A 15,488-nucleotide genomic window follows, 5' to 3' on the forward strand; every position below is an offset into this window, starting at 1 on the left:
TTGGAGTTCGCCAGGTGGGTCCTGGCCCCGGGAAAGTGGGTGCAGGGGCAGGTGGCGTCGTTTTGGACCCGCTATCTGTATTTCGTGGGCATCCGGCAGCAAAACGACCAGCTGCTTCAGGAGCTTGCGGCCGCGAAAGGCGAACTGTCCAGGCTTCGCGAGAACGCCTCGGAAGTGGAGCGCCTGCACCGGCTGTTGTCCATGACTCCGCCCGGCGACTGGACGCGCCAGGGGGCGCGTGTCATTTCCCATCGCCTGGGACCGAACGCCGCCCTGGAAACGTTCCTCATCGACAAGGGCAGCGCTTCGGGCGTGACCACCAACACCCCGGTCGTCTCGCCGGAAGGCGTGGTCGGGCGCGTGCTGCGCTATTCCCCGAGCGCAGCCACGGTGCTGCTCATCACCGACCCCAACAGCCGCATCCCCGTGCTTTCCCAGACCAATCGCACCCAGGGCATTCTCAAGGGCGAGGGGCCCGGCCATGAACTGATCCTGGAATACGTGCCCCAGGGCACGCCCATCGAAGAGGGAGAGATCCTGGTCACCTCGGGCCTGGAGGAGATTTTTCCAAAGGGAGTGCCCGTGGCCAGGGTGACATCCGTGGGCCGATACGGGGCCTCGCTTTTCCAGCTCATCCACGCCGCGCCGCTGTTCGATCCGCTGCGGCTCGAGGAAGTGGCCCTGCTGTTCCGGGCTTCCGCCGCGAACCAGCCCGGTTCCGTCGCCGCGGACAAGGCGGCCCGCTATCCCAAGTCGCCGGCGGCCATAGCCCCGGCCGCCCGTCCCGGCGACGCGCCCCAGCCCTCCGCCGTGCCCCAGACTCCGGCCGCGGCCGCGCGCCAGGAAGGCGTCGCCCCCGCTCCCGCGCCCCAGGCGGTCAAGGCCGTCCCCGCCGACGGGCAAAAGCACGAGGCCGCCCCGGCCGACCGCAAGAAACGCCGGAAATCGCCCCGGCATACCGGCCAATGAACCTGGGCCGCATTGTTTTCTGGGCGCTTTTCACCGTCTGCGGCGTCTGGCTGGAAAACGCCATCCCCGGGGTGGACTTTCTGGCCCCGGGCCTTATCCTGGCCATGCAGGAAGAGAAGTGGACGGTGCCCATCTGGCTCGGGCTGGCCTGGCTTTTCATTCAGGAAGGGACCGGCAGCCTGGCCTTCGGGGCGGGGCTTTTGTGGTACGGCGGGCTGGCCGGCCTGTACTTTTTCGGCCACTGGCTCTTCGAGGCCCGCAATTTCCTTTTCATGTTCATCGTGGGGCTGTGTCTGGGGGCCATGCATTTCGTGCTGATAAACCTCATGGCCCTGCTTTTGGACTGGACCGTCCCCCTGGAGCGACTGCTCATGGAAAGCGTGATGCAAGCGTTGATCTTCCCCGTCGAGTGGGGCCTTATCTACCTGATCCACCGTTACCTTCCGGATACTCCCCATGCGGCTTGACAGCGAAGCGCCCCAGCAACACGCCCCCCGGTCCGGGCTCGTCCTGATCCAGCTTCTGGTGTTGGGCCTTTTTTGCTTGTTCACCCTGCGCCTGTGGTATTTGCAGGTCCACAAGGGGACCAAGTTCGCGGAGATGGCCCGGGACAACCAGCTGCGCCAGGTGCTCATCAATTCCGCCCGGGGCCGCATCCTGGACAAAAACGGCGTGCCCCTGGCCGTGTCCGAACCTTCCTTCGCCCTGGGGCTGGTGCGCGAGGACTGCGAGGACGTGCCCGGGACCCTGGCCAAGGTTTCGGAATGGACGGGGGTGGACAAGGCGGCGCTGGCCGAGACGTTCCGGCGCGGCAAAAAGCGCGTCAAGCCCTTCGAGCCGCTGATCCTCATCACCGACCTGCCCTACGAGGCCCTGGCCCGCATCGAGGCCAACGAGATGTTCTACCCCGGCCTCGACATCGTCATCCGCCAGAAGCGCTCCTATCCCACCGGGCCGCTCATGGCCCACGTGCTCGGCTACGTGGCCGAGGCCAACGAGCAGGAATTGGAGAAAAATCCCGAGTTGTCGCTCGGCGATTCCGTGGGCAAGCAGGGCCTGGAATACGCCCTGGAGGACGTGCTGCGCGGCTCCAAGGGCAAGAAGCAGGTCGAGGTGGACGCCTTTGGCCGCCAGCACAACGAGCAGATCCTGGAGCCGCCCCAGGCCGGCAAGGACGTGACCCTGGCCATCGACGTCAAGCTGCAGGAAACCTGCGCCAAGCTCCTGGAGGGCCAGGCCGGGGCGCTGATCGTCATGGAGCCCGATACGGGCAAGATCAGGGCCATGGTCAGCGAGCCGAGCTTCGACAACAACCTGTTCGTGCTCGGCGTGCCCACGGACAAATGGAAGGAGCTGCGCGACAATCCCCGCCATCCCATCCAGAACCGGGTGACCCAGGGCGTGTATCCGCCGGGCTCGGTCTTCAAGCTGCTCATGGCCGCCGCCGGCTTGTCCGAGGGATTCATCAAGCCCGGCGACGTGGTGAGCTGCCCGCCGGCCTACCGGGTCGGCAACCGGGAGTTCCACGACTGGAAGAAATCGGGCTTCGGCGCCCTGGCGCTCAGGGACGCCCTGGTCCACTCCTGCGACGTCTATTTCTACAAGCTCGGCGACCGCATGGGCATCGAGCGCATCCACGACTACGCCCTGGCCAGCGGGTTCGGCGCCCGCACCGGCATCGACCTGCCCCATGAGAAGGGCGGGCTCATTCCCTCCAAGGAGTGGAAGCGCAAACGCTTCGGCGCGGCCTGGTCCCGGGGCGAGACGGTCATCGCCTCCATCGGCCAGGGCTACGTGCTGACCTCGCCCCTGCAGATCGCCCGCTACCTGTCGGCCCTGGTTTCCGACGGCAAGCTGCGCAAGCCCGAGCTGGTGGAGACCGAGGCCCCCCGGGTTGACGCCGACTTGCCGCTCAAGGACGTCGACCGCCAGTTCATCGTCGACTCCATGGTGGCCACGGTCGAACGCGGCACGGGCAAGTCGCTTTTCCGCCCGGACGTGGTGACCGGGGCCAAGACCGGCACGGCCCAGGTGGTCAAGCTCGTCAACGCCGACGTGCGGGTCAAGGGCAAGTTCATGCCCTACGAACAGCGCGACCACGCCTGGATGGCGAGCTGGGGCAAGAAGGACGGCAAGACCTACGTCGTGGTCTGCGTCGTGGAGCACGCCGGCGGGCATGGCGGCGAGATCTGCGGCCCCATCGAACGCAAGATTTACGAAGACCTTTTCGGTCCCGCCCCGTCCAAGAAGGCCCGGGCCGCCGCCGCGGCGCCGGCTGCGGAACCCGAACCCGCCGCCGCTCCGGGTGAGATCCCGGATTAGACCGCTCTGCAAGGACGTTTCATGCCGTTTGACCGCCGCCTGATTCTTTGCGTCAACTGGCCCCTGCTCGGCCTGACCGCCCTGCTGTTCGGGGTCGGGGTGCTCAACCTCTACTCGGCCAGCGGCTTTCGCATGGGCGACGAACTGTCCATGCAGCCCTTTTACAACAAGCAGCTCATCTGGGGCCTCGGCGGGCTGTGCTGCATGCTGGCCATGGTGCTCTTCGACTACAAGCACCTGGCCACCATCGCCTGGCCCCTGGCCATCTTCGTGGCCGTGCTGCTGATCATGGTGCTCCTTTTCGGCAAGACCGTGTCCGGGGCCAAACGCTGGCTGCCCATCGGCGGTTACGCTTTTCAGCCGAGCGAACTGGCCAAGATCGCCATGCTGCTCCTGGCCGCCAAGATCCTCTCCAAGCGCTCGGAGCGCATGGGCTGGATCGATCTGGCCGGCATTCTGGCCGTGTCCCTGCCCATCGCCGGGCTCATCATCGTCGAGCCCGACCTCGGCACCGGGCTCAACGTGCTCCTTTTGGTGTGCGGCCTGATCCTCTATCGGGGGCTCACCGGGCCGGTCCTCAAGACCCTGGCCATCGCCGGGCCGATCCTCATTCCCTGCGGCTGGTTTTTTCTCAAACCCTACCAGAAGGGCCGTATCCTGACGCTCTTCGATCCCCAGCGCGATCCGCTCGGCGCGGGCTACCACATCATCCAGTCCCAGATCGCCATCGGCTCGGGGCAGATGTGGGGCAAGGGCTTTCTGGAGGGCACGCAAAGCCAGCTGCGCTACCTGCCGGAAAAGCACACCGACTTCGCCGTGGCGGTCTTCGCCGAGGAGTGGGGCTTTGTCGGGGCCATCGCGCTTTTGACCCTTTTCTGCCTGTTTCTGCTGCAATTCTACGTCACGGCCAGAAACGCCAAGGACCGCTTCGGCAGCTATCTGGCGGCCGGGGTCTTCTTCTATTTCTTCTGGCAAATCCTCATCAATATGGGTATGGTGCTCGGCATCATGCCGGTCGTTGGCATCCCCCTGCCGTTTATCAGCTACGGGGGGAGCGCCACCATCGTGAACTTCACCCTCGTGGGCATCGTCGTGAACGTCTCCATGCGGCGCTTTTTATTCAAGAAGGGCTAGCGGACGGGATCTTGCGGCGCACGGGAGGGAGTCCATCCTCGCCGGCAGCCGGAGGATCGCCGTGGGCAAGCACGACATCAACGCCTTTTTGGGGGCCGGGACGTCCTTTGTCGGACGCCTGGCCTTTGACGGCGTGGTGCGCATCGACGGGACATTCGAAGGCGAGATCGTCTCTTCCGGGACTCTGATCGTGGGCAAAGGCGCGCGGGTCACCGGCCGGCTCGAGGTCGGCCGGCTGGTATGCGGCGGCGCGGTCGCGGCCGAGGTCACGGCCGCGGTCCTGGTCGCCGTGCACGCGACCGGGCGTCTGACCGGCTCGGTGCGCGCCCCGGCCATGTCCCTGGAGGAAGGCGGGCGACTCGATGGCGAGGTGGTCATGGGCGGGCCGAACGATGTTCGCCAGGATCCCGAAAACGGTCCGGTGGCGCTGACGGGCGGCGAGGCCGCGCCAGAGAGGGTATAGGTCGGAAAAAACAGGCGTTGTGCGGTTTCCGCGCCGCATGGCGGTTCCCCTTTTTGGCAAAAAGGGCTGGACAGGCCGGCTCAAATCCGCTACAGCCGCTTGCTGACTTTGCAAAAATTTTCACAACCTCCCGGAGGGTGCCGATGATTGACCTAAATGCAACGTTTTTCGTCCAATTCGTCAATTTTCTGCTCATCCTGATCCTGCTTAACGTCATCCTCATCGGGCCCATCCGTCGCATGCTCAAAAAGCGTGCGGATTTCATCGCCTCCCAGGTGGACGGCATCGACTCCTTCACCGCTTCCGCCGATACCAAGCTCAAAGGTTATGAAGCCGCCCTCGATGCGGCGCGCCAGGCCGCCACGGCCCAGCGTGTGGCCATGAAGGACGAGGGCCTGGCCCGGGAAAAGGATGTGCTCGACGCCGCCTCCGCCGAGGCCGCCACGACGATGAAAGCGGCCAGGGGCGACATCGCCGTGCAGACCGAAGCGGCGCAAAAGACGCTTTCGACCAAGATCTCGGGTCTTGCTTCCAAGGCAGTTGCCAAGGTGCTCGCGGCCTAGGTTCGGGGGTTCCCGTGGATTTCTCAAGGAAAGGGAGGGTTCAATTGAAAAAGCTCCACCTCATCGCCGCCGTTGTCCTGGTGCTCGGCGTGGCCGCTGTGGCCTACGCCTCCGGGGAGGCCGCAAACGGCGCGGAAGCGGCGCATCACGGGCTTAACTGGAAGGATTTCCTGTTTCGGGTGGTCAACTTCGTGCTGGTCTTCGGCGTGATCGCCAAGCTGGCCGGCAAGAAGATCGTGGGTTTCTTCCGCGGCCGCACGCAGCAGATCGAAAACCAGCTGTCCGACCTTGATGCGCGCAAGGCCGACGCCGCCAAGCGTCTGGCCGACATCGAGGCCTCGATCAGCAACCTGGCCGAAGAGAAGGCCGCCATCGAGCAGGAATATCGCCGTCAGGGCGAGGCCCTGCGCGACTCCATCATCGCCGCCGCCGAAGTCAAGGCCGCCCAGATCAAGGCCCAGGCCGCATCCGCCGCCGAGGCCGAGGCCAAGGTCGCCGTGCAGCAGATTCGCGCCGAGCTGGCCGAGTCCGTGGTTTCCGCCGCGTCCGCGATGCTGGAGAAGAAGCTCTCGGCCAAGGACCAGGAAAAGCTTGTGGATGAATACTTAACAAAGGTGGTGTTCAATTGACCGGCAACATCGTCGCGCGCCGTTACGCCAAGGCGCTCTTCGCGCTGGCCAAGAAAGCCGGCAAGAAAGCCCCGGCGGAGTACGGCAAGGACCTGGAAGCCTTCGCCGCCGTCCTTGAGGCGTCCCCGGACCTGCTTAAGGTCTTCGCCAATCCCGTCATCGCCGCCGAGGACAAGAAGGCGGTGTTGGCCGGGGTGTTGGGCAAGCTTGGCCTTAAGCCCAGTGTCGTCAACTTCCTTTCGCTCCTGGCCGACAAGGAGCGCCTGCCCTTCGTGCTGGAGGTGGCCGCCTACTACCGGTCGCTTCTGGACGAGGCCGAGGGCGTGCTGCGCGGTCAGCTCGTCACCGCGTACGCCCTGGCCGACACCCGGCAGGACCAGATCAAGACCAAACTCGAAAAGCAATCCGGCAAAAAGCTGGTGCTGTCCTTTGCCGTCGATCCCGCCATCCTCGGCGGCGTGCTCCTCAAGGTCGGCGACAAGGTGTTGGACGCGAGCCTTCGCGCCCAACTTGAAATATTGAAAGAACAAATCAAGAGGGGTGAGTAGGGCCATGCAAATTAAAGCGGAAGAGATCAGCCAGATCATCGAACAGCAGATCCAAAACTACGAGTCTCGCGTGGAAATGAGCGAGACCGGCACGGTGCTGTCCGTCGGCGACCAGATCGCCCGCGTCTATGGCGTGCAAAACGCCATGGCCATGGAGCTCCTGGAGTTCCCGGGCGGCGTCATGGGTCTGGTGCTCAACCTGGAAGAGGACAACGTCGGTGTGGCCCTTCTCGGTGAGGACACCCACATCAAGGAAGGCGACCCGGTCAAGCGCACGGGCAAGATCTTCTCGGTGCCCGTCGGCGAGGCCGTCACCGGCCGCGTCATCGACCCCCTGGGCAACCCCATCGACGGTCTCGGACCCATCGATGCCAAGGAATCCCGCGAGGTCGAAATCAAGGCTCCCGGCATCATCGCCCGGAAGTCGGTCCACCAGCCCATGTATACGGGCCTCAAGGCCATCGACGCCATGACGCCCATCGGCCGCGGGCAGCGCGAGCTGATCATCGGCGACCGTCAGACCGGCAAGACCGCCGTCTGCCTCGACGCCATCCTGGCCCAGAAGGGACAGGACGTGCATTGCTTCTACGTGGCCATCGGCCAGAAGAAGTCCACCGTCGCCCTGGTCGCCGAGACCCTGCGTCGCTACGGGGCCATGGAATACACCACCATCATTTCGGCCACCGCTTCCGAGCCGGCCTCGCTGCAGTTCATCAGCGCCTACTCCGGCTGCACCATGGCTGAGTATCACCGCGACAACGGCCGCCATGCCCTGATCATCTACGACGACCTTTCCAAGCAGGCCGTGGCTTATCGCCAGATGTCCCTGCTGCTGCGTCGTCCTCCCGGACGTGAGGCCTATCCGGGCGACGTCTTCTACCTGCACTCCCGTCTGCTGGAGCGCGCCGCCAAGCTGTCCGACAAGCTCGGCGCCGGGTCGCTGACCGCCCTGCCCATCATCGAAACCCAGGCGGGCGACGTTTCGGCCTACATTCCGACCAACGTCATCTCCATCACCGACGGACAGGTCTACCTCGAGCCGAACCTGTTCAACGCCGGTGTCCGTCCGGCCATCAACGTCGGTCTGTCGGTCTCCCGCGTCGGCGGCGCCGCCCAGGTCAAGGCCATGAAGCAGGTCGCCGGCACGCTGCGCCTCGACCTCGCCCAGTACCGCGAACTGGCCGCCTTCGCCCAGTTCGGTTCCGACCTGGACAAGGCCACCCAGCTCAAGCTCAACCGCGGCGTGCGCATGGTCGAGCTCCTCAAGCAGCCCCAGTACAAGCCGCTGGCCGTTGAAGAGCAGGTCATTTCCCTGTTCGCCGGCACCCGCGGCTTCATGGACGACGTGCCGGTCGAGAGCGTGGGCCAGTTCGAGGTCGCCATGCAGGAGTTCTTCCACAACGCCAAGAGCGACATCCTGGCCGAGATCCGGGAAAAGGCGAAACTCGACGACGGCCTTATCGCCAAGCTTGGCGCGGCTATCGAAGAGTTCAAGAAGGGCTTCAAGGCCTAGCCGCGCGTTGATCGAAAACAACAAAATGTTTTTGCCAACGTCACGACAGGCCTAAAGGGGGAGCCATGCCTGCGCTCAAAGACGTCAAGGTTAAGATAACTGCGGTCAAAAAGACCAAGCAGATCACCAAGGCCATGAACATGGTGGCCTCGGCGAAGTTGCGCAATGCCCAGGCGCGCATCGAGCGGTTTCGCCCCTATGCCGACAAGTTCTACGAGATGCTCGGCGAACTGGCCAAGGGGGCCGATCCTTCGGTGCATCCGCTGCTCGAGGCCCGGGAGGAAGTGAAGAACGTCCTTTTGGTCGTCATCACCTCGGACCGTGGCCTTTGCGGCGCCTTCAACCACAGCATCGTCTCGGCGGCTCTCAAGGTCGCCAGGGCCAAGGCGGCCGAAGGCAAGACGGTCAAGATCCTGTGCGTCGGCCGTAAGGGCCGCGACTCCTTCCGGCACACGGAGTTCGAGATCGTCGCCGCCTATGTCAACGAGATGAATTCCTTCGACTTCACCCTGGCCTCGCGCATCGGCGCCGAGGTCATCGGCGGGTACGTCGGCGGGACTTACGATGAAGTGACCATGGCCTTCGGCAAGTTCGTAAGCCTGGCCCGGCAGGAAGCCACCCTGCTGCCGGTTTTGCCCTTGTCCCCGGCCGAGGCCGCCGGGGAAGCGGCGGAGCCGGTCGGGCCCAAGGCGGAATACATCTACGAGCCGTCGGTGGAGGGCCTGCTTGCCGAACTCCTGCCCCGGTTCATCAATGTCCAGATCTACCGCGGCCTGCTCGATACTTCCGCCAGCGAGCACGCCGCCCGCATGCGGTCCATGGACAATGCCACCAGGAACTGCGACGACCTCGTCAGCTCGCTGACCCTGGTCTACAACAAGGCTCGGCAGGCGGCCATCACCACGGAACTGATGGACATCGTCGGCGGTTCCGAAGCACTCAAGGGATAACCAAGGGGGCACCACAATATGAGCGCGACAAGCGGAAATGTCGGAAAAATCGTTCAGGTTATCGGCGCCGTTCTCGACGTCGAATTTCCTGATGGCAAGCTGCCGAGCATTTTGAATGCTCTTGAAATCAAAAACCCTAACAACCCCTACGCCGAAGACCTCGTGGTCGAAGTGGCCCAGCACCTCGGCGACAACGTCGTGCGCTGCATCGCCATGGACTCCACCGACGGTCTGGTGCGCGGCATGGAAGCCAAGGACACCGGCGCGCCCATCAGCGTCCCGGTCGGTAAAGGCACCTTGGGCCGCATCCTGAACGTCGTCGGCCGTCCGGTGGACGAAATGGGCCCGGTCGATGCGACCACCACCATGCCCATTCACCGTCAGGCGCCGTCCTTCGTGGACCAGTCCACGAGCATCGAGCTGCTCGAAACCGGCATCAAGGTCGTCGATCTGCTGATTCCCTTCCCCAAGGGCGGCAAGATGGGCCTGTTTGGCGGCGCCGGCGTCGGCAAGACCGTTATTCTCATGGAGCTGATCAACAACATCGCCAAACACCACGGCGGCCTCTCGGTCTTCGCGGGCGTCGGCGAGCGCACCCGTGAGGGCAACGACCTCTACAACGAGTTCAAGGAAGCCGACATCCTGGGCAAAGCCTGCCTTGTTTACGGCCAGATGAACGAGCCTCCCGGAGCCCGTTCGCGCGTCGCCCTGACCGGCCTGACCTGCGCCGAGTACTTCCGTGACGAGGAAGGCCAGGACGTGCTGCTGTTCATCGATAACATCTTCCGGTTCACCCAGGCCGGTTCCGAAGTGTCGGCTCTTCTTGGCCGTATGCCTTCCGCGGTCGGCTACCAGCCGACCCTGGGTACCGACCTCGGCGCCCTGCAGGAACGCATCACCTCCACCAAGAAGGGTTCCATCACCTCGGTGCAGGCCGTCTACGTGCCCGCTGACGACTTGACCGACCCCGCGCCGGCCACGACGTTCTCGCACCTTGACGGTACGCTGGTCCTTTCGCGCCAGATCGCCGAGCTCGGCATCTACCCCGCGGTGGACCCGCTCGACTCCACGTCGCGCATCCTGGACCCGCAGGTCCTTGGCGCCGACCACTACGCCACGGCCCGCGAAGTCCAGCAGATCCTGCAGAAGTACAAGGACCTTCAGGACATCATCGCCATTCTGGGTATGGACGAGCTCTCCGACGAGGACAAGCTCACCGTGTCCCGGGCGCGTAAAATCCAGCGTTTCCTGTCGCAGCCGTTCTTCGTTGCCGCGCAGTTCACCGGCAAGGACGGCCGCTACGTGAAGCTCGAGGACACCATCAAGGGCTTCAAGGAAATCATCGAAGGCAAGCACGACGAGATTCCCGAGGGCGCCTTCTACATGGTCGGTGACATCAACGAGGCCGTTGAAAAGGCTGCGAAGGGTTAACCGCCATGGCCCAACTCCTCCTTGAAATCGTCACTCCGGACAAGCTCGTCTTGTCCCAGGACGTGGAGTATGTGGGCGCGCCGGGTCTGCTTGGCGAATTCGGCGTTATGGCCAACCACATCCCGTTTCTGTCCGCCCTCGGCATCGGTAGCCTGATGTACAAGGCCGGCGGAAAGGCGCACTATGTCTTCGTTTCCGGCGGCTTTGCCGAGGTTTCGGGGAACAAGGTGACTGTCCTTGCCGAGGTGGCCGAGCGCCCCGAGGACATCGATGTGGAACGCGCGCGCAAGGCCCAGGAACGGGCCAAGCAGCGCCTGGAACGCGAACGCGAAAAAGTCGACTTCGCCAGGGCGCAGGCTTCCATGCAGCGGGCCTTCTATCGCATGAAGGTTCGGGAAGTCGCCGGCACGTCGCCGTCCACGGCCCACTAGCCGCAGGCGGGATACGAAATGCAACACGGGCGCGACCGAAAGGCCGCGCCCGTTTTTTTGTTGCCTGTCCGCTCCTTTTGTCCGCGTCGTTTTCCTGGTAGATTGAGGGCAGTTGGCCTTAAGCAAAGGGGAAGACATGGCGAAATCACTCCTGCTTGAAGTCGTGACGCCGGACAGGCTGGTGCTCGGACAGGATGTCGCATCCGTTACCGCAACCGGCACGGCGGGCGCGTTTACCGTGTTGCCCCTGCATATCCCGTTTCTCACGTCGCTTGCGGTGGGCTACCTTTCGTTTCGCGTTGACGGGATGGTGCATACGGTGTTCGTCTCCGGCGGTTTTGCCGATGTGGCCTTTGACAAGGTCCTCATTTTGGCCGAAGCAGCCGAGCTGCCCGATGAAATCGACGTGGACCGGGCCAAGCGGGCCCGGGAAAGGGCGGAGGCCCGGCTGGCTCTCGAGCGCCGGGAACATATCGATTACGTCCGGGCCCGGTCGGCGCTGGAGCGGGCGGTCATGCGCATCAGGCTGCATGAGCTCGGAAAAAGCGGTCTGGGGCTCCACTCCGGCGCGTAGGGCCGGTTGCCGGGCTTGTGTTTTCGTCCGCGCCGGATGGCGCGGGGCCTATGCATATATCCTGACGATGTTTTGGAGATTTTCATGGACAAGCGCATTGGCGCGTTGATTCTGGCGGCGGGGAAGGGCACGCGCATGAAAAGCGATGCCCCGAAGGTGCTCAAGACTCTGCTTGGCGAGCCCATGCTGTGGTACGGCGAACAGGCCCTGGCCGCGCTTCTGGGCGATCGCGTGCTGACGGTGATCGGACACCGCGCCGAGGCGGTCGAAGCCGCCTTTCCGGAGCTTGCCGGCCGCTTCGTGCTCCAGGCCGAGCAGCTCGGCACCGGCCATGCGCTGTCCGTGGCCATGCCGCACCTGTTGGATGCCGGCTACAGCCATGTGCTGGTGGCCAACGGCGACGCGCCGCTGGTCACGGCCGAGAGCCTTGGCGCGTTCGCGGAGGGAGCCCTTGGCGCGGCGGCGGATGTCGCTTTCGTGTCCATCGAACTGCCCGAGCCCGGCGCCTACGGCCGGGTGGTGCGCCAGGGCGGGGCCGTGCGCATCGTCGAGGCCAAGGATTACGACGTGTCGCGCGACGGCCCGGCCACGGGCGAAATCAACGCCGGCGTGTACCTGCTGCGCCTGGACGCGGTCGCGCCGCTGCTGGCGAAACTGCGCAACGACAACAAGAGCGGCGAATATTACATCACCGACCTGGTGGCCCTTGGCGCGGCGGCGGGACTGCGCGTCATGGCCGTCAACCGGGGCGACGACCCGGCCTATCTCGGCATCAACAGTCCGCGCGAGCTGGTCGCGGCCGAGGAAGCGCTGCGTCGCCGCATCGTCGACGCCCACCTGGACGCCGGCGTGGTCATCCGGACGGGCGGGGCTGTGCGCATCGGCCCGCGCGTGACCGTCGCGCCGGGCGTGGAGCTGTGCGGCCCGCTGGAGCTGTACGGCGACACGCATATCGCGGCCGGGGCCACGGTCTTTTCACACAGCGTCCTCGCCAATGTCGCAATCGGTGCAAACGTCACCGTGCATTCCTTTTGTCACCTGCAGGACGCGCGTGTGGCGGCCGGTTGCCAGGTCGGCCCCTATGCCCGGCTGCGTCCCGGCGCGGAGTTGCTCGAAGGGGCCAAGATCGGCAATTTCGTGGAGATGAAGAAATCGACTCTGGGCCCGGGAGCCAAGGCCAGCCATCTGACCTATCTCGGCGACGCCACCGTCGGGGCCGAGGCGAATATCGGGGCCGGCACCATCACCTGCAATTACGACGGTGTGCACAAGCACAAGACCGTCATCGGCGCCCATGCCTTCATCGGCTCCAACAGCGCCCTGGTCGCGCCCGTGACGATTGGCGACGGGGCCCTTGTCGGGGCCGGTTCCGTGATTACTTCCGATGTGCCGGACGGGGCGTTGGCCCTGGGACGCGGCAGACAGGTGACAAAACAGCGCAAGTAGGATGGCGGCTTGATTTCGGGACTATTCGGGCGTAGGAAAAAGCCATGGACATTTTCGATACGCTTGAGCAACGCGTGGAAGAGCTTGTGGCCCTTAAAAAGGCCTTGGAAGAGGAAAACGCGGCGCTTCGGGCCGAGATAGCCACACTTTCCAATGAAAAGAAGGCGGTGGCCGAAAGGATCGACGGACTCCTGGCCAAGCTTCAGGTAGAACTGGAGCCGTAACCTCCCGATCGACGTCATATCCGCCGGGACGGCTGCGGGGTGTCGATGCCCAGTTATAATGTGTCCATTTTGGGCTTTGAGCTGTCTTTCAAGACAGACGCGCAAGCACAGCGCGTCGAGTCCGCCAGGGAACTGGTGGAGCAACGCTGCAACAACATGTTGAAGGCGGGCGGGAAAACTCTCGGTAAGGAGAAATTGCTGGCCTATGTCGCCTTGGGTCTGGCCGACGATGTGCTCATCTCGAACCAGCGGCTTGACGACCTCGAAACCCGGGTCGGAGCGCTGCTGACAAAGATAGATTGATTGCCGCCACGGGGCGGCTTTTGGAAAGTTCCCTGGAGTGTGCGTGATTGTTAGTTTATTTTTGAGCCGATACTCAAAAATAGGATGCCGCGACGTGTGGCTGGTGTGCGTGCCCGGCTGCGACCGGGTGGCCTGAAGGTCAAACAGGGGCGTCCGCCTTGGTTGCCAAGGTTCAAAAGAATTGACGACACGGCGCTCCGGGGCTTTTACATAAACCAGGCAAAGTGTGCCGGCGGGGCAAAATTCCGCTCGCAAGCCTCCTGGAATCGCGCCATACCCTTTGCGGCATGCTGCAGGCCGTCTCACGGATTTGAAAAAATCCGCTCCCTTGCTATTCGAGTCCCTTCCTCTCCCCGCTTCGGGAGAACCTATGGAATTCTCGACCATATTCATGGGGATTGTGGGCGTGGGACTCGGTCTGCCGGCCGGTTACTACCTCGACAAATGGATTTCCCAAAAAACCCTCAACGAGGCCAAAAGCCTGTCCGACCGCATCCTGGACGAAGCCCGCAAGGAAGCCTCCGCCCATAAGAAGGAAGTCGTGCTGGCCGCCCAGGACGAACTGTTCCGCCAAAAGCAGGAACTGGAAAAGGACTTCCGCGACAAGATCGCTTCCGTGGAGGACAAGGAGGACCAGGTGCTGCGGCGTCGTGAGCGCCTGGAGGAAAAGCAGGAGCTGATCGTCCAGAAGGAATCCGAAATGCTGGCCACGGAAAAGCGCCTGACCGCCAAGGAGCGTGAGCTCGACGAGAAGGGCGAGGAGCTTTCCCGGCTGGCCGCCGAGCACGACAAGCGGCTGCAGGAGATTTCGGGGCTGACCATGGAAGAGGCCAAAAAGCGGCTGATGGACGAAATCGAGTCCAAGACCCGCCACGAGGCCGCCCGCATGATCCGCCAGATCGAGACCGAGGCCAAGGAAACGGCGGACAAAAGCGGCAAGAAGATTCTGGCGCTGGCCATTCAGCGCTATGCCGGCGACTTCGTGGCCGAGCAGACCGTCACCGCCGTGAGCCTGCCGTCCGAGGAGATGAAGGGCCGCATCATCGGCCGCGAGGGCCGCAACATCCGCGCCCTGGAAGCCGCCACCGGCGTGGACCTCATCATCGACGACACGCCCGAGACCGTCATCCTGTCCGCCTTCTCGCCGCTCAAGCGCCAGATCGCCAAGATGGCCCTGGAGCGGCTCATCACCGACGGCCGCATCCACCCGGCCCGCATCGAGGACATTGTCCGCAAGTGCGAGCAGGAGCTCGACGTGAAGGTCCGCGAGATCGGCGAGCAGGCCACCTTCGACACCGGCGTCCACGGCATCAATCCCGAGCTCGTGCGCCTGCTGGGCCAGCTCCAGTACCGCACCAGCTACTCCCAGAACGTGCTCCAGCACTCCCTGGAAGTGGCTTCCCTGGCCGGCATCATGGCCGCGGAACTCGGCCTCGACGTCAAGCGGGCCAAGCGGGCCGGGCTGCTCCACGATATCGGCAAGGCCGTGGACCACGAGATCGAAGGCCCCCATGCGCTCATCGGCGCGGACCTGGCCAAGAAGTACGGGGAACCGGCCGACATCCTCCACGCCATCCAGGCCCACCACGAGGACGTGCCGCCCAAATCCGTGCTGGCCACCCTGGTCCAGGCCGCGGACAGCCTCTCCGGCGCGCGCCCCGGGGCCCGCAAGGAGCTGCTGGAAAGCTACGTCAAGCGCCTGGAGGAACTCGAGAACCTGGCCACCGATTTCGACGGCGTGTCCAAGGCCTACGCCATCCAGGCCGGCCGCGAGATCCGGGTCATGGTCGATTCCGAGAACGTGGACGACGACAAGACGTTTCTCCTCTGCAAGGACATCGCCAAGCGCATCGAGGACAACCTGACCTATCCCGGCCAGATCCGGGTCACGGTCATCCGCGAGAAGCGGGCGGTGGGCTTCGCCAAATAGGCGGTTTTTTTGTGTCGGGGGCGCATCCGCGCCCCCTTTGTTTTGCGGTGTCGCCAAT

Annotated in this window: 17 protein-coding genes and 1 other RNA gene; all 18 read left to right on the forward strand. The window is 64.1% G+C overall.

Going from position 1 to position 15,488, the window contains the following annotated elements; translation table 11 throughout:
• The 18 genes from mreC to rny all read left to right on the forward strand — a co-directional run bounded on the left by mreC (window position 1) and on the right by rny (window position 15,430).
• A complete protein-coding gene (gene mreC, locus K9F62_07600; GenBank protein ID UJX43169.1) occupies window positions 1–969 on the forward strand; it encodes a rod shape-determining protein MreC in 969 nt (322 codons plus the stop codon).
• On the forward strand, window positions 966–1,436 hold the full coding sequence (locus tag K9F62_07605) for a hypothetical protein (protein UJX42521.1): 471 nt from the start codon (window positions 966–968) through the stop codon (window positions 1,434–1,436). Before mreC ends, K9F62_07605 begins: the two co-directional genes overlap by 4 nt.
• Entirely contained in the window at window positions 1,426–3,291 is a 1,866-nt protein-coding gene (gene mrdA, locus K9F62_07610; protein ID UJX42522.1) for a penicillin-binding protein 2, read from the forward strand. The genes K9F62_07605 and mrdA overlap by 11 nt, the downstream gene beginning before the upstream one ends.
• A 21-nt stretch (window positions 3,292–3,312) precedes the next feature.
• Window positions 3,313–4,425: a rod shape-determining protein RodA gene (gene rodA / locus K9F62_07615; protein UJX42523.1), complete on the forward strand. Its 1,113-nt coding sequence runs from the start codon at window positions 3,313–3,315 to the stop codon at window positions 4,423–4,425.
• A gap of 61 nt (window positions 4,426–4,486) precedes the next feature.
• Window positions 4,487–4,888 (forward strand): polymer-forming cytoskeletal protein, encoded by a 402-nt coding sequence (locus K9F62_07620; GenBank protein ID UJX42524.1) that lies wholly within the window; start codon window positions 4,487–4,489, stop codon window positions 4,886–4,888.
• A 143-nt stretch (window positions 4,889–5,031) separates the two neighbouring features.
• On the forward strand, window positions 5,032–5,451 hold the full coding sequence (locus tag K9F62_07625; protein ID UJX42525.1) for a hypothetical protein: 420 nt from the start codon (window positions 5,032–5,034) through the stop codon (window positions 5,449–5,451).
• A gap of 44 nt (window positions 5,452–5,495) precedes the next feature.
• Complete coding sequence (locus K9F62_07630) at window positions 5,496–6,080, forward strand: F0F1 ATP synthase subunit B (protein UJX42526.1); 585 nt, start codon at window positions 5,496–5,498, stop codon at window positions 6,078–6,080.
• Complete coding sequence (locus K9F62_07635; GenBank protein UJX42527.1) at window positions 6,077–6,628, forward strand: F0F1 ATP synthase subunit delta; 552 nt, start codon at window positions 6,077–6,079, stop codon at window positions 6,626–6,628. The genes K9F62_07630 and K9F62_07635 overlap by 4 nt, the downstream gene beginning before the upstream one ends.
• A 4-nt stretch (window positions 6,629–6,632) precedes the next feature.
• Window positions 6,633–8,141, forward strand: coding sequence for a F0F1 ATP synthase subunit alpha (gene atpA / locus K9F62_07640; protein ID UJX42528.1), 1,509 nt, complete (start codon window positions 6,633–6,635; stop codon window positions 8,139–8,141).
• Window positions 8,142–8,206: 65 nt separating this feature from the next.
• On the forward strand, window positions 8,207–9,091 hold the full coding sequence (locus K9F62_07645; protein ID UJX42529.1) for a F0F1 ATP synthase subunit gamma: 885 nt from the start codon (window positions 8,207–8,209) through the stop codon (window positions 9,089–9,091).
• An 18-nt stretch (window positions 9,092–9,109) separates the two neighbouring features.
• Window positions 9,110–10,522 carry a F0F1 ATP synthase subunit beta gene (gene atpD / locus K9F62_07650; protein ID UJX42530.1) on the forward strand — a complete coding sequence of 471 codons (1,413 nt, stop codon included), beginning with the start codon at window positions 9,110–9,112 and terminating at the stop codon, window positions 10,520–10,522.
• A gap of 5 nt (window positions 10,523–10,527) precedes the next feature.
• Window positions 10,528–10,953: a F0F1 ATP synthase subunit epsilon gene (locus K9F62_07655; protein ID UJX42531.1), complete on the forward strand. Its 426-nt coding sequence runs from the start codon at window positions 10,528–10,530 to the stop codon at window positions 10,951–10,953.
• Between the two features lie 136 nt (window positions 10,954–11,089).
• A complete protein-coding gene (locus tag K9F62_07660) occupies window positions 11,090–11,527 on the forward strand; it encodes a F0F1 ATP synthase subunit epsilon (GenBank protein ID UJX42532.1) in 438 nt (145 codons plus the stop codon).
• A gap of 84 nt (window positions 11,528–11,611) precedes the next feature.
• A complete protein-coding gene (gene glmU / locus K9F62_07665) occupies window positions 11,612–12,973 on the forward strand; it encodes a bifunctional UDP-N-acetylglucosamine diphosphorylase/glucosamine-1-phosphate N-acetyltransferase GlmU (GenBank protein UJX42533.1) in 1,362 nt (453 codons plus the stop codon).
• A gap of 44 nt (window positions 12,974–13,017) precedes the next feature.
• Complete coding sequence (gene zapB, locus K9F62_07670) at window positions 13,018–13,197, forward strand: cell division protein ZapB (protein ID UJX42534.1); 180 nt, start codon at window positions 13,018–13,020, stop codon at window positions 13,195–13,197.
• A 45-nt stretch (window positions 13,198–13,242) separates the two neighbouring features.
• Window positions 13,243–13,500 carry a cell division protein ZapA gene (locus K9F62_07675; GenBank protein ID UJX42535.1) on the forward strand — a complete coding sequence of 86 codons (258 nt, stop codon included), beginning with the start codon at window positions 13,243–13,245 and terminating at the stop codon, window positions 13,498–13,500.
• Window positions 13,501–13,526: 26 nt separating this feature from the next.
• A non-coding RNA gene (ssrS, locus tag K9F62_07680) (6S RNA) lies at window positions 13,527–13,708 on the forward strand.
• A gap of 162 nt (window positions 13,709–13,870) precedes the next feature.
• Window positions 13,871–15,430 carry a ribonuclease Y gene (gene rny, locus K9F62_07685; GenBank protein UJX42536.1) on the forward strand — a complete coding sequence of 520 codons (1,560 nt, stop codon included), beginning with the start codon at window positions 13,871–13,873 and terminating at the stop codon, window positions 15,428–15,430.
• Window positions 15,431–15,488 lie beyond the last annotated feature (58 nt).

The organism is Desulfovibrio sp. JY, assembly GCA_021730285.1.
Lineage (GTDB): Bacteria > Desulfobacterota > Desulfovibrionia > Desulfovibrionales > Desulfovibrionaceae > Solidesulfovibrio.